This is a genomic window from Streptosporangium sp. NPDC049078 (assembly GCF_040648855.1).
GTDB lineage: Bacteria > Actinomycetota > Actinomycetes > Streptosporangiales > Streptosporangiaceae > Streptosporangium.
Window position 1 is genome coordinate 146,945 of record NZ_JBEZEL010000003.1, and the last position, 17,993, is coordinate 164,937.

15 protein-coding genes are annotated in these 17,993 nt (G+C 71.3%); 6 read left to right on the plus strand and 9 right to left on the minus strand.

Annotated elements, in window-relative coordinates; genetic code table 11:
* Positions 1-8: 8 nt before the first annotated feature.
* Complete coding sequence (locus tag AB0B90_RS05720; protein ID WP_350947581.1) at positions 9-962, plus strand: electron transfer flavoprotein subunit alpha/FixB family protein; 954 nt, start codon at positions 9-11, stop codon at positions 960-962.
* A gap of 350 nt (positions 963-1,312) precedes the next feature.
* On the opposite strand, the gene AB0B90_RS05725 is transcribed toward AB0B90_RS05720, so the two are convergent.
* The gene (locus AB0B90_RS05725; protein WP_362921002.1) at positions 1,313-2,515 is read right to left on the minus strand and encodes an MFS transporter; all 1,203 of its coding nucleotides are present in this window, start codon (positions 2,513-2,515) and stop codon (positions 1,313-1,315) included.
* A gap of 196 nt (positions 2,516-2,711) precedes the next feature.
* Complete coding sequence (locus tag AB0B90_RS05730) at positions 2,712-3,218, minus strand: TetR/AcrR family transcriptional regulator (protein ID WP_350947583.1); 507 nt, start codon at positions 3,216-3,218, stop codon at positions 2,712-2,714.
* A gap of 110 nt (positions 3,219-3,328) precedes the next feature.
* On the opposite strand from AB0B90_RS05730, the gene AB0B90_RS05735 reads away from it, so the two are divergent.
* Positions 3,329-4,492 carry a cysteine desulfurase family protein gene (locus AB0B90_RS05735; RefSeq protein WP_362899377.1) on the plus strand — a complete coding sequence of 388 codons (1,164 nt, stop codon included), beginning with the start codon at positions 3,329-3,331 and terminating at the stop codon, positions 4,490-4,492.
* 43 nt (positions 4,493-4,535) lie between these two features.
* Entirely contained in the window at positions 4,536-5,606 is a 1,071-nt protein-coding gene (gene mnmA, locus AB0B90_RS05740; protein ID WP_350947585.1) for a tRNA 2-thiouridine(34) synthase MnmA, read from the plus strand.
* A gap of 2 nt (positions 5,607-5,608) precedes the next feature.
* Here mnmA and AB0B90_RS05745 read toward each other — a convergent pair whose 3' ends face one another.
* The 7 genes from AB0B90_RS05745 to eccD all read right to left on the minus strand — a co-directional run bounded on the left by AB0B90_RS05745 (position 5,609) and on the right by eccD (position 12,016).
* Positions 5,609-6,250 carry an MBL fold metallo-hydrolase gene (locus AB0B90_RS05745; RefSeq protein ID WP_362921004.1) on the minus strand — a complete coding sequence of 214 codons (642 nt, stop codon included), beginning with the start codon at positions 6,248-6,250 and terminating at the stop codon, positions 5,609-5,611.
* A 101-nt stretch (positions 6,251-6,351) separates the two neighbouring features.
* Complete coding sequence (locus AB0B90_RS05750) at positions 6,352-7,791, minus strand: WXG100 family type VII secretion target (protein ID WP_362921006.1); 1,440 nt, start codon at positions 7,789-7,791, stop codon at positions 6,352-6,354.
* A 4-nt stretch (positions 7,792-7,795) separates the two neighbouring features.
* Complete coding sequence (locus AB0B90_RS05755; RefSeq protein ID WP_362921008.1) at positions 7,796-8,167, minus strand: hypothetical protein; 372 nt, start codon at positions 8,165-8,167, stop codon at positions 7,796-7,798.
* 105 nt (positions 8,168-8,272) lie between these two features.
* A complete protein-coding gene (locus AB0B90_RS05760) occupies positions 8,273-8,578 on the minus strand; it encodes a WXG100 family type VII secretion target (RefSeq protein WP_350947589.1) in 306 nt (101 codons plus the stop codon).
* Between the two features lie 22 nt (positions 8,579-8,600).
* On the minus strand, positions 8,601-8,915 hold the full coding sequence (locus AB0B90_RS05765; RefSeq protein ID WP_350947590.1) for a WXG100 family type VII secretion target: 315 nt from the start codon (positions 8,913-8,915) through the stop codon (positions 8,601-8,603).
* Between the two features lie 108 nt (positions 8,916-9,023).
* Positions 9,024-10,475 carry a type VII secretion protein EccB gene (gene eccB / locus AB0B90_RS05770; protein ID WP_362921010.1) on the minus strand — a complete coding sequence of 484 codons (1,452 nt, stop codon included), beginning with the start codon at positions 10,473-10,475 and terminating at the stop codon, positions 9,024-9,026.
* 146 nt (positions 10,476-10,621) lie between these two features.
* Positions 10,622-12,016, minus strand: a complete 1,395-nt coding sequence (gene eccD, locus AB0B90_RS05775) for a type VII secretion integral membrane protein EccD (RefSeq protein WP_362921012.1) — start codon at positions 12,014-12,016, stop codon at positions 10,622-10,624.
* A 287-nt stretch (positions 12,017-12,303) separates the two neighbouring features.
* Here eccD and eccCa point away from each other — a divergent pair, with 287 nt between their 5' ends.
* From eccCa to AB0B90_RS05790, 3 genes are all read left to right on the plus strand, one after another.
* Entirely contained in the window at positions 12,304-16,269 is a 3,966-nt protein-coding gene (eccCa, locus tag AB0B90_RS05780; protein ID WP_362921015.1) for a type VII secretion protein EccCa, read from the plus strand.
* A 98-nt stretch (positions 16,270-16,367) separates the two neighbouring features.
* A complete protein-coding gene (locus tag AB0B90_RS05785) occupies positions 16,368-16,751 on the plus strand; it encodes a hypothetical protein (protein WP_350947594.1) in 384 nt (127 codons plus the stop codon).
* Positions 16,748-17,704 carry a hypothetical protein gene (locus tag AB0B90_RS05790; protein ID WP_350947595.1) on the plus strand — a complete coding sequence of 319 codons (957 nt, stop codon included), beginning with the start codon at positions 16,748-16,750 and terminating at the stop codon, positions 17,702-17,704. Before AB0B90_RS05785 ends, AB0B90_RS05790 begins: the two co-directional genes overlap by 4 nt.
* The last annotated feature ends 289 nt before the right edge of the window (positions 17,705-17,993 follow it).

Genomic DNA, 17,993 nt, shown 5'->3' on the forward strand with positions numbered 1-17,993 from the left:
TAGGTGAAATGTCCGAGATTCTCGTTCTGGTCGAGCACGTCGAGGGCCAGGTCAAGAAGGTCACCCTTGAGCTGCTGACGCTCGCCAGGAAGCTGGGCACCCCGGCGGCGGTCTGGACGGGCGCGGGTTACTCTCCCGAGGCCCAGGCCAGGCTGGCCGAGTACGGCGCGGAGAAGATCTACGTGGCCGACTCCGCCGAGGTGAGCGACTACGTCGTGGCCCCCAAGGCGGAGCTGCTCGCCCACCTGGTGGGCGAGAAGGCGCCGGTCGCGGTGCTCGTCGCCGCGACGGCCGAGGCGAAGGAGATCGCCGGCCGCCTCGCCATCAAGATCGACTCTGGTGTGCTCACCGACGTCGTCGGCATCGAGGACGGCCTGGTCGCCGACCAGTCCATCTTCGGCGGCGGCATCAACGTCCGCTCGCGGGTGACCAAGGGCATCCCGATCGTCGCGGTGCGCCCCAACGCCACTCCCGTCGAGGCCGCCGCGGGCGCGGGCACCGAGGAGCACGTCACCTTCACCGTGTCCGACGCCGCCAAGGGCGCCAGGATCGTGGAGCGGGTCAAGGAGGAGAAGGGCGCTCGCCCGGAGCTCACCGAGGCCGCGATCGTGGTCTCCGGTGGCCGGGGTGTCGGCTCCGCGGAGAAGTTCTCCATCATCGAGGAGCTGGCCGACTCGCTCGGCGCGGCCGTCGGCGCCTCCCGCGCCGCCACCGACGCCGGCTGGTACCCGCACCAGTTCCAGGTCGGCCAGACCGGCAAGACCGTCTCGCCGCAGCTGTACATCGCGGCGGGCATCTCCGGGGCGATCCAGCACCGGGCCGGCATGCAGACCGCGAAGACGATCGTCGCGATCAACAAGGACCCCGAGGCGCCGATCTTCGAGCTCGCCGACTACGGCGTCGTGGGCGACCTGCACCAGATCGTCCCGCAGCTGACCGAGGAGATCACCAAGCGCAAGTGACCCGCTCGGGTCACCCGGCGTACCGACAGGCAGGAAAACGGCAGGGGCACCGCACTCGACGTGCGGTGCCCCTGCCGTTTTCGTTCCGGTTCTCACGGAGGGCTCCCGGACCGGAACGGCTTCGCGAGATCCGTGACCCGCGAAGCCCCGGACCTGTGGCGTGTGGGGCGGAGTTCGTGGTTCGTCGGACCGGTCCCGTTTTCAGGCAGGGACCAGGACGAGGCCAGGCCCAGACCTGGCCAGGACAGGACAAGCCAGGCCCGGACTGGGCCAGGCCAGGACAGGACAAGCCAGGGCGGGGCCAGGGGCCCAGGCCGAGCCTGGGCAGGGACAGGCCAGGACAGGGCGGGTCAGGCCGCCATGGACAGCTCGCGCCTGGGACTCTCCAGCGGGACGGTGACCGCGCGGGAGCGGGGCAGGAACCACGCCGCGGCGGCGATCAGGACGCCGAGCACCACGGCGATGCCGAGGCCCACCCTGAGCGTGACCAGGTCGGAGAGGAAACCGATGATCACGGGGCCGAGCAGCAGCCCCGCGTAGCCCATCGCACCGGTCTGGGCGATGGCGGGTCCGGGATCGCCGGTCGCGCCGCCCGCCAGGGACATCGCCATCGGCGAGACCGTCGCCACGGCCACGCCCACGAACAGCATCGCCGACAGGGCGATCGGCGCCGTGGGGGCCGTGATGACCACGGCGAAGGTCGCGGCGGTGGCCAGACCCGAGGCGACCGTCATGCCGCGGGCCCCGAAGCGGATCCGGACCCGGTCGCCGGCGAGACGTCCGGCGAGCATGCCCGCCTCGAAGATCGGATAGCCCAGGGCGGCGAGCGCCTCCGGCGCCCCCAGCACGTTGCGCAGGTACAGGCCGTTCCAGTCGGCGACCGTGCCCTCCACCATGAACGCGCAGAAGGCGATCACGCCGAGGAGGTAGACCACCGGAGGCATCCGGCGCCTCGTCGTGCTCCGGCTCCCGGCCGAACGGCCCGAGGGCGCCGGAGGGTCGGGCAGGTAGGAGCGGCTGAGGAAGACCGTCACGGGGAGCGCGAGCAGCGCGACCAGGGCGAGGTGGGCCGTGATCGAGAGCCCGGCCACGATCGCCACGGTGCCCAGCAGGCCCGCCGAGATCGCCCCCACGCACCAGCCGGCGTGCATGCCGTTCATCAGCGGGCGGTCGTAGGCGCGCTCGACCGCCGACCCCTGCGCGTTCATCGCGACGTCCACCGCGCCGAACGCCATGCCGAACAGGCCGCTCGCGACCAGGACGAGGGGGAACGAGGGCGCCACCGCGAGCAGCGCCAGGGTGATCGCGGTCAGGGGGGCCGCGACCCGCAGGATGCTCCGGCTGCCGAAGCGTGCCATCACCCCGCGCATCGACTGCATGGTGATGAGCGCTCCCAGCCCCCACACGAGGAGGGTGACGCCCACCGACGCCTCGGACAGGCCGAGCTTGTCGGAGAGCGCCGGAATGCGCACGGTCATCGATCCGCACAGCAGCCCGGCGAGCACGAATGTGAGAACCGCCCCGGTTCGGGCCGCCCTCAGGTCGCGGGTCATGACGTAATCCCTTCAATAAATGTTTTGACAAACCGGGGAGCGGGCATGCCGAAGACGGTCGCTTTCGCACGCGAAAGCGACCACCAGTTTTTAGGGGCCTACCTGCTCGGTGAATGATCGGAACAGACGCCCACCGATCGGCGCGTCAGGGCGCCAGGATGATCAGGTGGGCAGGGTGTCCGGGCGGGCGGGGCGCTCAGGCGGGCAGCAGGGCGAGAAGGCGCTGTTTCAGCCCCTCGAAGTGCTCGGCGTCGTAGAGATCGGGGTCGTGGCTCGCCACGTCCCACAGTCCCTCGCAGGCCAGGCGCACGATCTGCGCGGCCCCCGGGTCGGGCTCGCGGTCGAGCCCCTCGCGGTGCCATCGGGCCATCGCCACCCGCAGCGGCGCCAGAAGATAGAGGTTGCCGGAGGCTCCCGTCACCACGGCCCAGCGTCGCAGCCTGCCGCTCTGCACGGCGGCGAACGTGGCCGCCAGATAGTTCTTGGTGTAGGTGTCGTGTCCCTGAGCCGCGATGAGCTCGTCGAACTCCTCGATCAGCCGCTCGACCATGCCCTTGATCAGGGCTTCCTTCGTGCCGAAGTGATAGAGCAGACCGCCCTTGCTGCATCCGGCGCGCTCGGCGACGGTCGCCAGGGTGAGCGCCTGAGAGCCCTGGTCGCAGAGCAGATCCTCTGCCGCGTCCAACAGCTCTTCCCGTCTCATGGCGGTTACTGTACCGTCTGGACGGTTTAGTAGTCAACTCGGGGATCAGGTCCCGGGCGGGCGCGGATACCCTTGGAAGGTTGACAGCGAGTGGGGGAGGGAATGCGGCCGTGAAGCCCGCCTATCTCGATCATGCGGCGACCACGCCGATGCTTCCCGAGGCGATCGAGGCGATGACAGCCCAGTTCGGCCGGGTCGGCAACGCGTCGTCCCTGCACGCCGCCGGTCGCCGCACCCGCCAGGTCGTCGAGGAGTCGAGGGAGACCATCGCCGCCGCGCTCGGCGCCAGGCCCAGCGAGGTCGTCTTCACGGCGGGCGGCACCGAGGCCGACAACCTCGCGGTGAAGGGCCTGTACTGGGCCCGTCGCGCCGGGGGCGCCGACAGGATCCTGATCAGCGCGGTGGAGCACCACGCCGCCCTGGACCCCGCGCACTGGCTGAGCGACCACCAGGGCGCGACCGTCGAGCTGCTCGACGTCGACGAGGTCGGCCGGGTGCACCCGCAGACCCTCCGCGACGCCATCGAGCGTGACCCGGCGAGCGTCGCCCTGGTCAGCGTGATGTGGGCCAACAACGAGGTCGGCACCATCCAGCCGGTCCACGAGCTCGCCGCGATCGCCCGGGAGCACGGCATCCCCTTCCACACCGACGCGGTCCAGGCCGTCGGCCAGCTTCCCCTGGACTTCGCCGACTCGGGGGTCGACGCGCTGACGATCTCCGGGCACAAGGTCGGCGGCCCGATGGGCGTCGGCGCCCTGCTGCTCGCCAGGGGCGTCGACCCGATGCCGGTGCTGCACGGCGGCGGCCAGGAGCGCGACATCCGCTCCGGCACGCTCGACGCCCCCTCCGTCGCCGGTTTCGCCACGGCGGTGCGGGCCGCGGTGGCCAGGCAGGCCGAGACCTCCGCCCGGCTGACCGGGCTCCGCGACGACCTCATCCACCGGGTCCGCCAGGCGGTGCCCGGCGTGATCCTCAACGGCGACCCGGTGAGCCGCCTCCCCGGCAACGCCCACTTCTCCTTCCCCGGCTGCGAGGGCGACGCCCTGCTCATGCTGCTGGACGCCAAGGGAGTGGAGTGCTCGACCGGTTCGGCCTGCTCGGCCGGGGTGGCCCAGCCCTCCCACGTGCTGCTCGCGATGGGCGCCGACGGGGTGCGGGCCCGCGGCTCGCTGCGCTTCTCCCTGGGGCACACCTCGACCGAGGAGGACGTGGACCGGCTCGTCGAGGTCATCGGCCTCGTCGTCGAGCGCGCCCGCCGTGCGGGGATGAGCTGATCCGACGGGGGTGGGCGCCCGACGCGGGTAGGCTCAAGGGGTTATGAGTCTTCGTGTGCTTGCCGCCATGTCCGGTGGCGTCGACTCCGCAGTGGCGGCCGCCCGCATCGCCGAGGCGGGCCATGACGTCACCGGTGTCCACCTCGCCCTCTCCGCCAACCCCCAGTCCTATCGGACCGGCGCCCGCGGGTGCTGTACGGTCGAGGACTCGCGAGACGCCCGCAGGGCCGCCGACGTGATCGGCATCCCCTTCTACATCTGGGACATGGCCGAGCGGTTCCACCGGGACGTGGTCGAGGACTTCGTCAGCGAGTACGCCGCCGGACGCACGCCCAACCCGTGCCTGCGCTGCAACGAGAAGATCAAGTTTGAGGCGGTGCTCGACCGGGCTCTCGCGCTGGGCTTCGACGCGGTGGCCACCGGGCACCACGCGCGGATCACGGACGGTGTCCTGAGCCGCAGCCCCGACCAGGGCAAGGACCAGTCGTACGTCCTGGGCGTGCTCACCAGGGAGCAGCTCTCTCACGCGATCTTCCCACTGGGTGACTCCACCAAGGCCCAGGTCCGTGAGGAGGCCGCGCGGCGTGGCCTCATGGTGGCCGACAAGCCCGACAGTCACGACATCTGTTTCATCGCCGACGGCGACACCCGAGGCTTCCTCGCCGACCGCCTCGGCGCGGAGCACGGCCCGATCGTCGACGAGTCCGGCGAGGTCGTGGGTGGCCACGAGGGTGCCTACGGCTTCACGATCGGCCAGCGCAAGGGCCTGCGCATCGACCGCCCGGCCCCCGACGGCCGCCCGCGCTACGTGCTCTCCATCGAGCCGGTCTCCAACACCGTCACCGTCGGACCGCGCTCGTCCCTCCAGGTCACGACCATCGTCGCGGAGCGGCCGGTCTGGAACGGCCCGGTGGACGAGCCGCGCGAGCCACTGGCCTGCACGGTCCAGCTCCGCGCCCACGGCGAGGTGTACGGCTGCCGTGCCCAGCTCTCCGGCGGGGAGGTCCACATCACGCTGGACGACCCGGCCACCGGGGTCGCGGCGGGGCAGGCGGCCGTGCTCTATCTCGGCGACACCGTGATCGGCTCGGCCACCATCGCCTCGGCCTCCTGAGGCTAGGGCAGGGTGACCGACTCGCCGGGCTTGAGGCGGCGCATGTCGGCCTTCTGTTTGTCCGACTCCATCTCCAGCCACATGTCGACCAGCCGGAGCCCGATGTCGTTGATCAGGCCGTCGTGGGTGGAGAAGGCGCGGGCCGGACGGACCTGGCGGAGATACTCGACCATCTCCGACGCCTTCATCCACGGCGCGTTGGTCGGCACCAGGAGCGTGGGCACCTCGACACCGGGAAGGGTGAACGCGTCACCCGCGTAGAAGACCTCCTCGTCCACCAGGAAGCCGACGTTGCGCACGATCGGCAGGTCCGGGTGGTTGGGGGCGTGCCACTCACCGACGACCTTCACCCCGAAACCGGCCGTGTCGAAGGCGTCGCCGTGCCGTACCACCTGGATCTTCGCGGGCACGTCGGTGAGCGTGGCGGCCACGCCCTCGTTCGTCCAGATCTCCAGGGACGGGTTCGCCTCGGCGGCCCGGCGCAGCCGGTCGGCGTCCACGTGGTCGAAGTGCTCGTGGGTGATGAGCACGGCCTGTGCCCCGTCGAGCGCGGACTCCTCGCTGAAGGAGCCCGGGTCGATCACGAGGGCGGAGTCGTCCTTCTCCAGGCGGACACACGCGTGCCCGAATTTCGTGAGTCTCATCCCCTCACTCTATGAGGAGCCGAGATCACGGCCCCTCGGGGAGGGAGGGCGGAACGCGCGCGGGGGGCTGCCGGGAAGGCGGTGCCCCCCGCGCGGTCCGATCAGTTGATCACGGGCGGCGCGGTACCGCGGTCACCACCCCACACGTCCTCGTCCTCGGTGAGCCAGGTGGAGCGTTCGCGGTCCTGGTCTCCCTGGCCCGCCGCGCCGCTCATGGGCATGAACGGCATGCCGCCCATGCCCATGCCGCCACGGCCGTCGAGCCTCGGGCCGCCGACCCCGCCGACGCCGCCGAGACCACCACCGGTCCCGGTGGTGCCGCCGTTGCCGACCCAGGAACTCGGCCCCGCGGGACCGTTCTGGCCGAACACGGTGGGACCCGCGCCCCCTCCACCGCCCCCGGTGTAGGGGGGCAGACCGGTTCCGGGGCCGAGCCCGGTGCCGGGACCGGCTCCCGTGCCGGGACCGAGCCCGGTTCCGGGGCCGGGCACGGTGGGCTCGAAACCGGCCAGCTTGGTGTTGCGCGGATCGTTCGGATCCAGGCCCGCGCGCGGGTCGTTCGGGTTCAAAACCGTCGGGTCGGTGTGTCCGGGCGGAAGGTTGCCGTTGCCCGGCAGGCCCGTGCCGGGAACACCCGGACCGGGAAGCTCCGTGCCGGGAAGGCCCGTGCCGGGAGCACCGGGACCGGGAAGTCCCGTACCCGGATTGCCCGCGCCGGGACCGCCGGGATAGGCCGGGACGGAGGGGTGGGAGACGCCGGGATAGTCGCTCCCGCTCGGATAGCCGCTCCCCGAGCCTCCCGGATAACCGCCCGAGAAACCGGGCAGCCCTCCGACGCCACCCCCGCCGTAGCCGCCGGGTATGCCGCCGCCCCCGGCGTAACCCCCGCCTCCCGGATAGCCTCCCAGGCCGCCGGGGTAGTTCTGGTTGGTGAGCGCGGGGTCGGCCGCGCCGCTCAACTGGGGCAGGTCCTTCTCCACGGTCGCGGGAATGCGGTCGTAGAGGTTGACCAGCTCCTGGTTGAGGGCCATCAGGTCCTCGCGGGCGAAGTCGTTCGTCGACTTGTTGGTGAAGAGATACGTGTCACCGACCTTCCCGACGGCGATGTCGTCTCCCGGAAGGAAGTCGACCCCGTCGAGGAAGCCCATCGAGGGCCTGCTGTTGGCGTACTCGATGTACTTGGGAAGGACCTCCCTGCCGTAGTGGGTCAGTGGTGGCCCGAGCTGGCCGCAGCGGGTGGACAGCTCGTTGACCGTCTTGTGGACCAGTTGGAGCGCGTTCTGCGCCTCGATCGAGGCGTCACCGCTCCAGACCTGGGCGAGTTCTCCGGCGATCTGCCGGATGAGGGTGTGGCTGGCGCGCAGTGTGGACGCGGCGGAACTGTAGGCGTGGCCCGCGTCCTCGATGGCCCGCGGGTTGGTGTTCTGCAGCATCACCTTGATCTCTTCGGCGCTGTAGCCGCTGTAGTGGCCACGGCTGCCGATCCCAGGAGGTCCCTCACCGTCGAACTTGATGTGGTGAAGCGCGTGGTCGTTGCCCATCGCCTCAGCCCGCCTTGTTCGTGGTGCTGGCCTGCTCGGCGTCCTGGTAGTTGTAGGCGGCGACGCGCAGCAGCTCGATCGCGGCCCGGTATTTGACGATGGTGTCCTGGTATACCGTGCCGACCTTCATGTGGGCCTTGCCCGCGGTCCTGGCGACGTCCTTGGCGGTGTCCCATGCGCCGAAGTGGGTCTCGGTCAGGTTGGTCATGGCCCGCATGTCCTGCAGGGCGCCCTCGTTCGAGCCCTCAAGGCGCGCGACGTCCTCCTCAAGGGCCTTGAGGAGCTGCTTGATCCGGTCGCGCTTGATCTCGACGGCCGGACGGTCCTTGTCGAGGCCTGGCCAGGGGGGCGCGACTCTGTCTTCGGGAGGTAACATGCCTCTCTCCCCGTTACTGAAGGGGCCGCGGCGACGCCGCGACCCGGTTGGTTCTCCCCGGTGACATGGGCCGCGGCAGCGCCGTGACCCGCCCCGTTCGCGGGGTCAGCGTCCGTCGAACATCGTGACGTTGACCTTCTCGGTGTTCGCGAAGTTCTCCCTGCCGATCTCGATGACGCCACCGAGACGCTGGAGCAGCGCGGCCATCCGGCCGGACGCGGCGTCCCACTGCGCACGGGCGCCGTAGTAGGCCGTGCGGGCGTCGCCCTCCCAGTCGCCGAGCAACCGGTCGAGGTCCCCTTCCAGGTTCTGGAGGGTCCCTTCCAACATCTGCCACTGCCGCGCGAAGTCCGCGGCAGAGCGGTCCATCTGGCCGAAGTCGACAAGAGTGCGGTCAAAGTCGCTAGCCATGGTGATCCCCGTTTCTGAGCTGTCAGCTGTTGATGTCGGCCCCGAGCCGCTGCGAGACGGCGGTCTGGTTCTCCTGGGCCGTCTCGTAGTTCTTCTGGATGTTCTTGAGCTTGATCGACAGGCCCTCGAGCTCGCGCAGGATGTTGGTCATCTCGGTGCTCCAGGCGTTGAACACGCCGTCGAAGGAGACCGCGGACTGGCCGTCCCAGCCGGAGCGCAGCTCGCCCCGGTGGCCGTCGAGCTGGGTCTTGATCTGGTTGATCGTGCCCTTGGCGTCGTCGGTCTTCTGTGACGCCTCACCAAGCCGCGAATGGTACGCGGTGGTCCTCTGAACCACGTGACACCTCCATGGTGTTCGACTGACATGGGTCTTTCGATCATTACAAAGTGGACAACCATCGCATCTCTCGCCTATAACGAACAGGTGTACCGTTGGTAACGGGGATCACGGTTGTCCCACGGGCACCGGGACTGCCGCCGCCGTCCGGCTGAGCGCGGGCCCCTGCGGGATCAGATGCACGATGTGCGCGGGCAGCGGCGCGACGTCCGCCGCCGTGTAGCCGAGGCTCGCCAGCGACTCCGTCGCGGTGATCGCGTGCCGCCGCCCCTGGTCGCTGACGAGGAAGACCGAGGTGACCGCGTCCAGCCTGTCGTTCCCCGGCAGCACGCCCACCAGCGACGCGGTGCCCGGCGGGAGCACGACCTGGTCCACCGAGTCCTGGTCGAAGCGGCCCGCCGGCGGTGCGGGAATGCGCATGGTGCTGCCGACGGTGAGCCGCGCCCGCGTCGATCCGCGCTCGGTCTCGGCGTAGACCGCGCACACCGGAGAGGCGGGATCGGGGGCGACGACCCGGGGCATGGTGGCGGGAAGCCCCGCGGGATCGAAGCGGGTGGCCGAGCGCCGCATCCCGTTCGCGGTCGCGGCGTCGATCTCCACGGCGCGCACCGGCGCCCTGCCGTACGCTCTCTTGCTCGCCGGGTCCTGGAGCAGGAGTTCGGCCTGGGCCGGGGTGAGCGCGGCCAGGCCGTCGGGGAGCAGGACGTACCACTTGGCGGTGTCCCCCGACGTGTCCCCCGACGTGTCCCCCGACGTGGCCCGCACGGTGTAGATCCGGCCCGCGGCGGAGCGCCCCCCTTCGGGGCCGCGCATCACCCTGCCGCGGGCCGCGAGCGCCGGGGCGCTGAAGTCGGGGCCGATGGGCAGCGCGTTGAGCCAGGCCGCGGGGACCTGCCGGGGCTGCTCCTCGGTCAGTGCCCGCAGGCTCTTCTGCGGCACCCGCATCCGCCGGTCCGACCAGAGCAGCCAGGTCTGCGAACCCTCCTGCACGACCATCGCGGTGTCCTGGCCGAGCGGGGTGCCGCCGACCGAGAAGCCGCCGACGAGCGAGGTGTGCGGGGTACGTGTCCCCGCGGTGTCCACGCCCTCGACCACGCAGGCCGACCAGGGGGCGCGGACGAGCCGCTCGCGGGGCGGCAGCGACTCGGGGGCGCCGGGGATGCCGACCAGGAGCCCGCGGGGGAAGCTCGCGAGTGACGCCGTGGTGACCGTGCGGACCTTCACCCCCTGCCCGCCGCCGAGCAGCAGCCTGGCCGAGGTCACGTTGGCGACCGGGATCATCTGCCCCCGCGTCGCGCTGTAGACGAAGGTCGCGCCCGACTCCTCCTCGACGATCACCGTCCCCGGCTCGGTGAGCGCGGTGGCGCCGCCGGGACGCAGCAGCCCGTAGACGCCGAACGCCACCGCCACCAGCACCGCGACCAGGATGCCGCAGAACGTCGCGACGTTCTGCCTGCGCATCGGCGACTCCGGCACGTCGGGCTCGCCCTGGAGCAGGGCCATGCCCAGGCGCTGGGTCATCAGCTTGTGCGCCTGATAGAGATCACGACGGGTCTGCATCCCACCTCCGCCTCGCCGGGTGCGCGGTCGCCGACAGCATAGAAGCGTGATCGACGATCAGTGCAAAGAGCGCGAACGGTGAACGGCGCCGGTATCCGGCGTTCACCGCTGTCGACGAGCTCGCGGTCGGGATGCGCTGTCGCCGGTCAGCCCGACAGGCCCCTGATGGCCGCGTACACGTCCATCACCCCGAGCGCGAGCGGGATCAGGGCGAGGATCAGGCAGAACTCCAGGATGTCCCCGGCGCGGCCCCAGAACGGGGAGGGCCGCCGCTGGGGGAGGAAGAGCGCCATCCCGCCCGCCACCGCCGTCGCGCACACCAGGCCGACCGTGACCGCCGGAGCCGAGCCGGGCGTGGTGAACGCCACGCCCAGGATGAGTGCGAGCAGGCCGGTCAGCCCCGAGCCGAGCAGCCAGAGACGCTGACCCGTCCCCTGGAAGACACGGGCGCGCATCAGCAGTGCGAGCGAGAGCGTGACCAACGTCGCGGGGGCGGTCCATCCGCTCGCGGTGAGCAGGGCGGGCAGCGTGCCCAGTGCCACCAGGGCGACGCCCGCGGTGAGGCCGGTCGCGAACCGTTCGGCCTCCGTCGCGCGGCGCCGGATGTCCGCGCCGTCGATGTCCTCGGTGTCGGCGCGCAACTCCTCGGCGTTGGCGGGCAGCGCGGGCAGCGGGAGCCGCGCCAGCCGGAAGGACGTCGTCGGGATGAGCGGTGCGCAGGCGAGGGTCACCGCGGCGGCCACCGCGGCCACACCGGCGGCGGGCGCCCCGGTGAACATGACGACCGCCGAACAGATCGTCCCGATGACCGCGGCCAGCCCGACGCCGAAGAAGTTGGGCAGGCCCTCGGCGACGACCCAGCCGGTCACGGTGGCGACCAGCGCGGTCACCGCGAACCCGGCGAGCAGGTTGGGCGCTCCGAAGGCGGCGGAGCCGGCGGGGGGAGCGGGTGCGCAGGCCCCGGCGAGGAAGGCGTGGGGCAGCGCGGTGTAGCCGATGATCGCGCCGGCACGTCCGTCGCCCAGGGCTCTGGAGAGCGCGGCGCCCGCCACGACGGCGAGGATCGCGCACGCTCCGGCGAAGGCGACGACCGGGCCCCAGGGAGGCCCGCTCACCGCGAGCACCACGGCCGCGGCGACCATCGACAGCGCCGCGGTGCCCAGCCCCACGCCCCTGGTGTGCGCGGGCCGCCAGCGCCCGGTCCTTTCCTTGACGCCGGTCGCCACGGTGTCGGCGACGTCGTCGAAGACCGCCTCGGGCAGCTGGGACGAGCGGGGCAGCAGGTAGAGGACCTCGCCGTCCCTGATGCCCAGCTCGTTCAGGCCCGCGCCGGGGGGCATGGGGGCCGCGCCGATCCGCTGGAGTCCCCATCCTCCGACCGGCGCGACCTCCTCGGCGCTCTCGCCGGTGGCGGCGAGCAGGTCGGGCAGCAGATGGGAGAGGGGGAGGTCCGAGGGCACCGCCAGGTCGACCCGGCGGCGCGGGGTGACGACGGTGATGCGGCACAGGGAGATTGCGGTCACCTGGTTCACAGGGCGCATGCTAGCCACCTCCGCGATCATCCGGCACCCGTCGGGGCGAGCCGTACGGTGTTCACCCCGCCGACCACCCGGTCCGCGGGCGGTGGAGTCCTCCCGCGATCATCCGGTCCATGGGCGGTGGAGTCACCCCGGTCATCCGGTCATCCGGTCACGGGTGGTGGAGTCACCTCCGCGATCATCCGGTATCGGTCCCGGGACGTTCTCGAAGACCCCGTCGAACATCGGGGGCGGTTTCGCTACGGTGATCCGGACTGCACGATATTTGCTTAACTCACATCGGGGGCGAAGTGGGCATAGTGGTCGTTCGGCGTCCTGAGCGGCGCCCACCTCCGGCACCACCGCGCGGCGAGATCCTCCTGGAGTCGCCGCCGGAGATCCCGGAGACCACCTCGGCGGGGTTCACGCAGGTGCTCATGTACCTGCCGATGGTGGCGGGCGGCGCCGCGATGGGGTTGATGTTCGCCGGCGGCGGCGGCGGAAACCCGATCATGTACGTGGCGAGCGGCATGTTCGCGCTCTCCATGGTCGGTATGACCGTCGGCCAGATGGGCAGGGCGGGCGGGGAGCGCAAGCTACGGATCAACGGCCAGCGCCGCGACTACTTCCGCTACCTGTCCCAGACCCGCGCCAAGGTGAGGCGCGCGGCCGCCAGGCAGCGTGAGGCGCTCGACTGGAACGGCCCCGCCCCCGACGCCCTCTGGGCGATCGCGCTGAGCGCCCGCCTGTGGGAGCGGCGCCCCTCGGACGCCGACTTCGGCGCCGTCAGGGTGGGCACCGGCTCCCAGAGTCTCGCGATCCAGCTCATACCGCCGGAGTCCAAGCCGGTCGAGGACCTGGACGCCATGTCCGCCGGGGCGCTGCGCCGCTTCGTCCGCGCCCACTCGACGGTGGCCGACCTGCCCATCGCCATCTCCCTGCACTCCTTCGCCAGGGTGAGGCTCACCGGCCCCGAGGCGGCCGTCCGCGACATGGTCAGGGCGCTCGTCGGCCAGCTCGCCGTCTTCCACTCGCCGGACGAGCTCAGGATCGCGGTGTGCGCGTCCAGGGAGTGGATGGCCCACTGGGAGTGGGTCAAGTGGCTCCCGCACGCCCTCCACCCGCACGAGACCGACGCGGCGGGGCCCGTCCGCCTCATGACCGAGGACCTGGGCGAGCTCGACCGGCTGCTGGGCGCCGACTTCAAGAACCGGGCACGGTTCAAGCCGGGGATCTCCCCCGACGCGCTCCCGTACCACATCGTGATCATCGACGGCGGGCACGTCCCGCAGGACTCCCCGCTGGGCGCGGACGCGATCGAGGGGGTCACCCTCATCGACCTCGACGGCACCACCACGCCGGCGGGCGAGAAGACGATGCTCAGGCTGCGTGTCACCGAGGACCTGTTCAGCCGGGTCACCACCGACCAGGCGGGCAAGGAGGTCGTCACCCCGCTCGGCAGGCCCGACCGGTTCTCGTACCTGCAGGCGGACGGGCTCGCCAGGCGGCTCGCCCCGTTGCGTGGCTCACCGGCCGGAGCCGGGGGCGGCGACGCGCTCGCCGCCGACACCACGCTGGCCGAGCTGCTGGGACTCGGCGACCCCGCGGGGCTGGACCCGGCGCTGCTCTGGCGTCCCAGGGCACCGCGCAACCGGCTGCGGGTGCCGATCGGCGTCGGTACCGACGGGCGCCCGGTGGAGCTGGACATCAAGGAGTCCGCGCAGGGCGGCATGGGCCCGCACGGACTCGTCATCGGCGCCACCGGCTCGGGAAAGAGCGAGCTGCTGCGCACGCTGGTGCTCGGGCTGGCCGTCGCGCACTCGTCGGAGGTCCTGAACTTCGTGCTCGTCGACTTCAAGGGCGGCGCGACCTTCCTGGGCATGGACTCTTTGCCGCACGTCTCGGCCGTCATCACCAACCTCGCCGACGAGCTGCCGCTCGTCGACCGCATGCACGCCGCTCTGCACGGCGAGATGGTACGGCGCCAGGAACTGCTCCGCGCCGCGGGGAACTACGCCTCGTTGCGCGACTACGAGCAGGCCAGGGAGCAGGGGGCCGACCTGAGCCCGATGCCCACGCTCTTCGTGGTGCTGGACGAGTTCAGCGAGCTTCTGTCGGCCAAGCCCGAGTTCATCGAGCTCTTCGTGATGATCGGCCGCCTCGGCAGGTCCCTGGGGGTTCACCTGCTGCTGGCCTCGCAGCGGCTGGAGGAGGGCAGGCTGCGCGGCCTGGACACCCATCTGTCGTACCGGATCGGCCTGCGGACCTTCTCGGCGATGGAGAGCAGGGTGGTTCTCGGCGTGACCGACGCCTACGAACTGCCCTCGGCGCCGGGCAACGCCTTCCTGAAGTTCGACACCACGGGGATGGTCCGCTTCAAGGCCGCGTACGTCTCCGGCCCCTACACCCCCGAGCGGCGGGTCGTGCGGCGCGAGCGCGCCGAGGGGCGGCAGATCGTCCCCTACGGTCCCGCCTACATCGCGCCTCCCCGCCAGGCCGAGCCGGAGGAGGAGCCCGAGAGCGTCGTCGCGGGGCGCGACACGCTGCTCGACGTCGTGGTCCGCAGGCTGGGCGGGCAGGGTCCGCCCGCGCACCGGATCTGGCTGCCGCCGCTGGCCGAGCCGCCCTCGCTGGAGAAGCTCCTGCCGCCTTTGTCCGTCACCCCGCAGCACGGGCTGACGACCGCGCACTGGCAGGGGCGCGGGGGGCTGCACGCGCTGCTCGGCGTCGTCGACCGCCCCTTCGAGCAGCGGCGCGACCCGTACTGGCTCGACCTGTCGGGCGCCGCCGGGCATCTGGCCGTGGCCGGGGGGCCGCAGAGCGGCAAGAGCACCGTGCTTCGTACGCTGATCGCCGGTCTCGCCCTCACCCACACCCCCGCCGAGGTGCAGTTCTACTGCCTGGACTTCGGCGGCGGCGCCCTCGCCTCGCTGGAGGGCCTGCCGCACGTCGGCGGGGTGGCCAACCGGATGGACAGCGACCGGGTCCGCCGTACCGTCGCCGAGGTCACCGCGCTGCTCGCGCGGCGGGAGCGGGAGTTCGCCGAGCTGGGCGTCGACTCGATCGCCGCCTACCGGCGCCAGATCGCCGCCGGGGCCGTGGATCCCGGCGGTTTCGGGGACGTGTTCCTCGTGGTCGACGGCTGGCTCACGGTCCGCCAGGAGTTCGAGTCGCTGGAGCCCACGATCACCGAGCTGGCCGCCCGCGGTCTCGGCTACGGCATCCACGTGGTCGCCGCGACCAACAAGTGGTCGGAGTTCCGGCCCTCCATCCGCGACCTGTTCGGTTCCCGGGTGGAGCTGAGGCTGGGTGACGCCTACGAGTCGGAGGTGAACCGCAGGACCGCGATGGCCGTTCCCGAGGGCGTGCCGGGGCGCGGCCTCACCCGCGAGGGCCTGCACTTCCTGAGCGCGCTGCCCCGCGTCGACGGCGGCGACCGGAGCGACGACCTGCCCGCCGCCACCCGGGCGATGGTCGAGTCCGTCGCCGCCGCCTGGCAGGGCCCGTCCGCTCCCAGGGTGCGGCTGCTGCCCGCCGTCCTGGCGCCCGAGAGCCTGCCGGGCCCCGAGGAGACCGGTGCGCGCATCCCGCTGGGCATCGACGAGAGCACCCTCTCGCCGGTGCTCGCCGACTTCGACGCCGATCCGCACCTGGTCGTGATCGGCGACAACGAGAGCGGCAAGTCCAACCTGCTGCGCCTGGTGGCGGAGGGGGTCGTGGCCCGCCACGAGCCCTCGAAGGCCCGCCTCGTCGTGATCGACTACCGCCGCTCGCTGCTGGACGCCGCCTACACCGAGCACCGCATCGGGTACGCGGCCTCCTCGACGGCCGCCACCGAGTTCATCGGCGAGCTCAGGGATTCGCTGGTCAAGCGGCTCCCCCCGGCGAACCTCTCGCCGGAGGAACTGCGCTCGCGCGGCTGGTGGAAGGGGGCGGACATCTACATCGTGGTCGACGACTACGACGTGGTGGCCTCGGGCGCGAACCCGCTCGGCGGGCTGCTAGACCTGCTGCCCCAGGCCCGCGACATCGGCCTGCACCTGGTGCTGGCCCGCGCGATGGGCGGCGCGGGACGCGCCATGTTCGACCCGGTGCTCCAACGGCTCAAGGACATGGCGACCCCGGCCGTGATGATGTCGGGCCACAAGGACGAGGGGGTGCTGTTCGGGGTGCGGCCCCACGCGCTGCCGCCGGGACGCGCCTATCTGTCCGACCGGAGGAACGGCGTGCGCCTCATCCAGACCGCGTTCGTCTCCCAGCCCGATACCGACAAGTGAACGGGAAGAAACAAAGGAGAACGCTACCCGTAACATCTCGCGTAACAATTGATGAATAGTTTCACCCGGAAAACGTGCGTAACGTTCAGGGGGCTCTCTTGTCATTTCCTTCGGAGCCGACGGATATCAGTCCGGCCGATCTGAAAAGACGTAAGGAAGACTTTCACACCGAGAGCGACGAGCTCGCCACCGCCTTCGCCAAGGCGATGGCCGACCTCGACGCCCTGGGCGCCTTCTGGGGCGACGACGAGGTCGGCCGGAAGTTCGCGGGCGCCGCGGGCGGCACCGGCTACCTCGCCGCCCGCGACGAGGCCAAGAGCCATGTCGAGGGCATCGGGAACGGCTACCGCAAGATCGGCGACAACCTGGGCCTGGTCGGTGAGAACGTCACCGGGGCGAACTGGGCGACGGTCGGGGAGATGGTCAAAGCGGTCGTCGGCCCCGAGATCGGTGCTCCGGGCAGCAAGGCCGAGCTCGAATGAGCGGCCTGGGCCTGCCCACGGGTCCCCTGGGGGCGGTGGGGGCGTTCGCCAAGGCCAACCCGGTCAAGACCGCGATGGGGGCGGGTTCCCTCGGGGCCGCCGCGTTCGTCACGTCCATGCTCGGCGTGGGCTGGCCGGAAGGCGATCCCGACAAGCTGCGCACGGCAGCGGATATCTGGGACAACCTGGCCAACACCATCGAAGGCTCCGGCACCGACGCGAACGGTGTCGCCGAGCAGGTCTGGAAGAACAACGGCGGCGCGGCCGTCCGGGAGTTCAACACGCTGTGGACGGGCACCTTCCGGCCCTATCCCGGTGAGGTCGCCACGTTCTGCCGGGCGATCGCGAAGGCCTGCCGCGACTACGCGCAGGCCGTGGAGATCACCCGGTACGTGCTGATCGTGCTCGCCGTCCAGGCGTGGATGAACATGGTCTACACGGTGGCCTGGGGCTGGGCCACGGCGGGCATCGGGGCGGCCGTGCAGAAGCAGATCATGGACAGGTTCTTCAAGGGCCGCGCGATCCTGCAGATGAAGATCTTCAAGATCAGCGTCGAGAAGATCATCTACAACTCGTTCTACTACCTGGGTGACAGCGTGGGCTACGCGGGCGGCCAGCAGGTGCTGCAGTGGAGCATCTTCGATCTCGCCGGGGTGAAGAAGGACCTCACCGGCAACGACGTCACCGGAGAGGGAGAGAACACCAAGCAGTTCGGCCGGGGTTTCGTCAGCAACATGGCCTTCAACGCGGCCTTCGACCTGACCAAGATCGGCCCATGGGGCAGGGCGTTCCCCAACGACGCGGCGGGCAACCTGATGTCCCGGCTGGTGGGCTCGGGCACGTACACCGTGGCGGACAACACGGTCCAGGGGGACCCCGCCCTCCCCACCTGGGAGCAGTGGGTCTCCAAGGTGATCGTGCACGGCTCCCGCGCGGCCAAGCCACCGGTCTGAGCGGGGCCGTGCTCTTGTCGGGCCTCGCCGTGGCCTTGCCGTGGCCTTGCCGCGTTTCGCCGTGATCCCGGCGCGTTTCGGCTGAGGTTCGGTCAGACCTGCGGTGGTCCCGTTGAGGTTCGGTCAGACCTGCGGTGGTCCCGTTGAGGTTCGGCCTGGCTCTGCCGTGGCCCCGTCACGGTCCGGCCGGACCTGCCGTGCTCCCGTCGTGGGGGGCGCCCCGGGGGGTGGGCGCCCGGCGCGGGGAGGGACCGGGGGTTCCAGGGCGGGCCCGCGGGCCCGGTGTCGG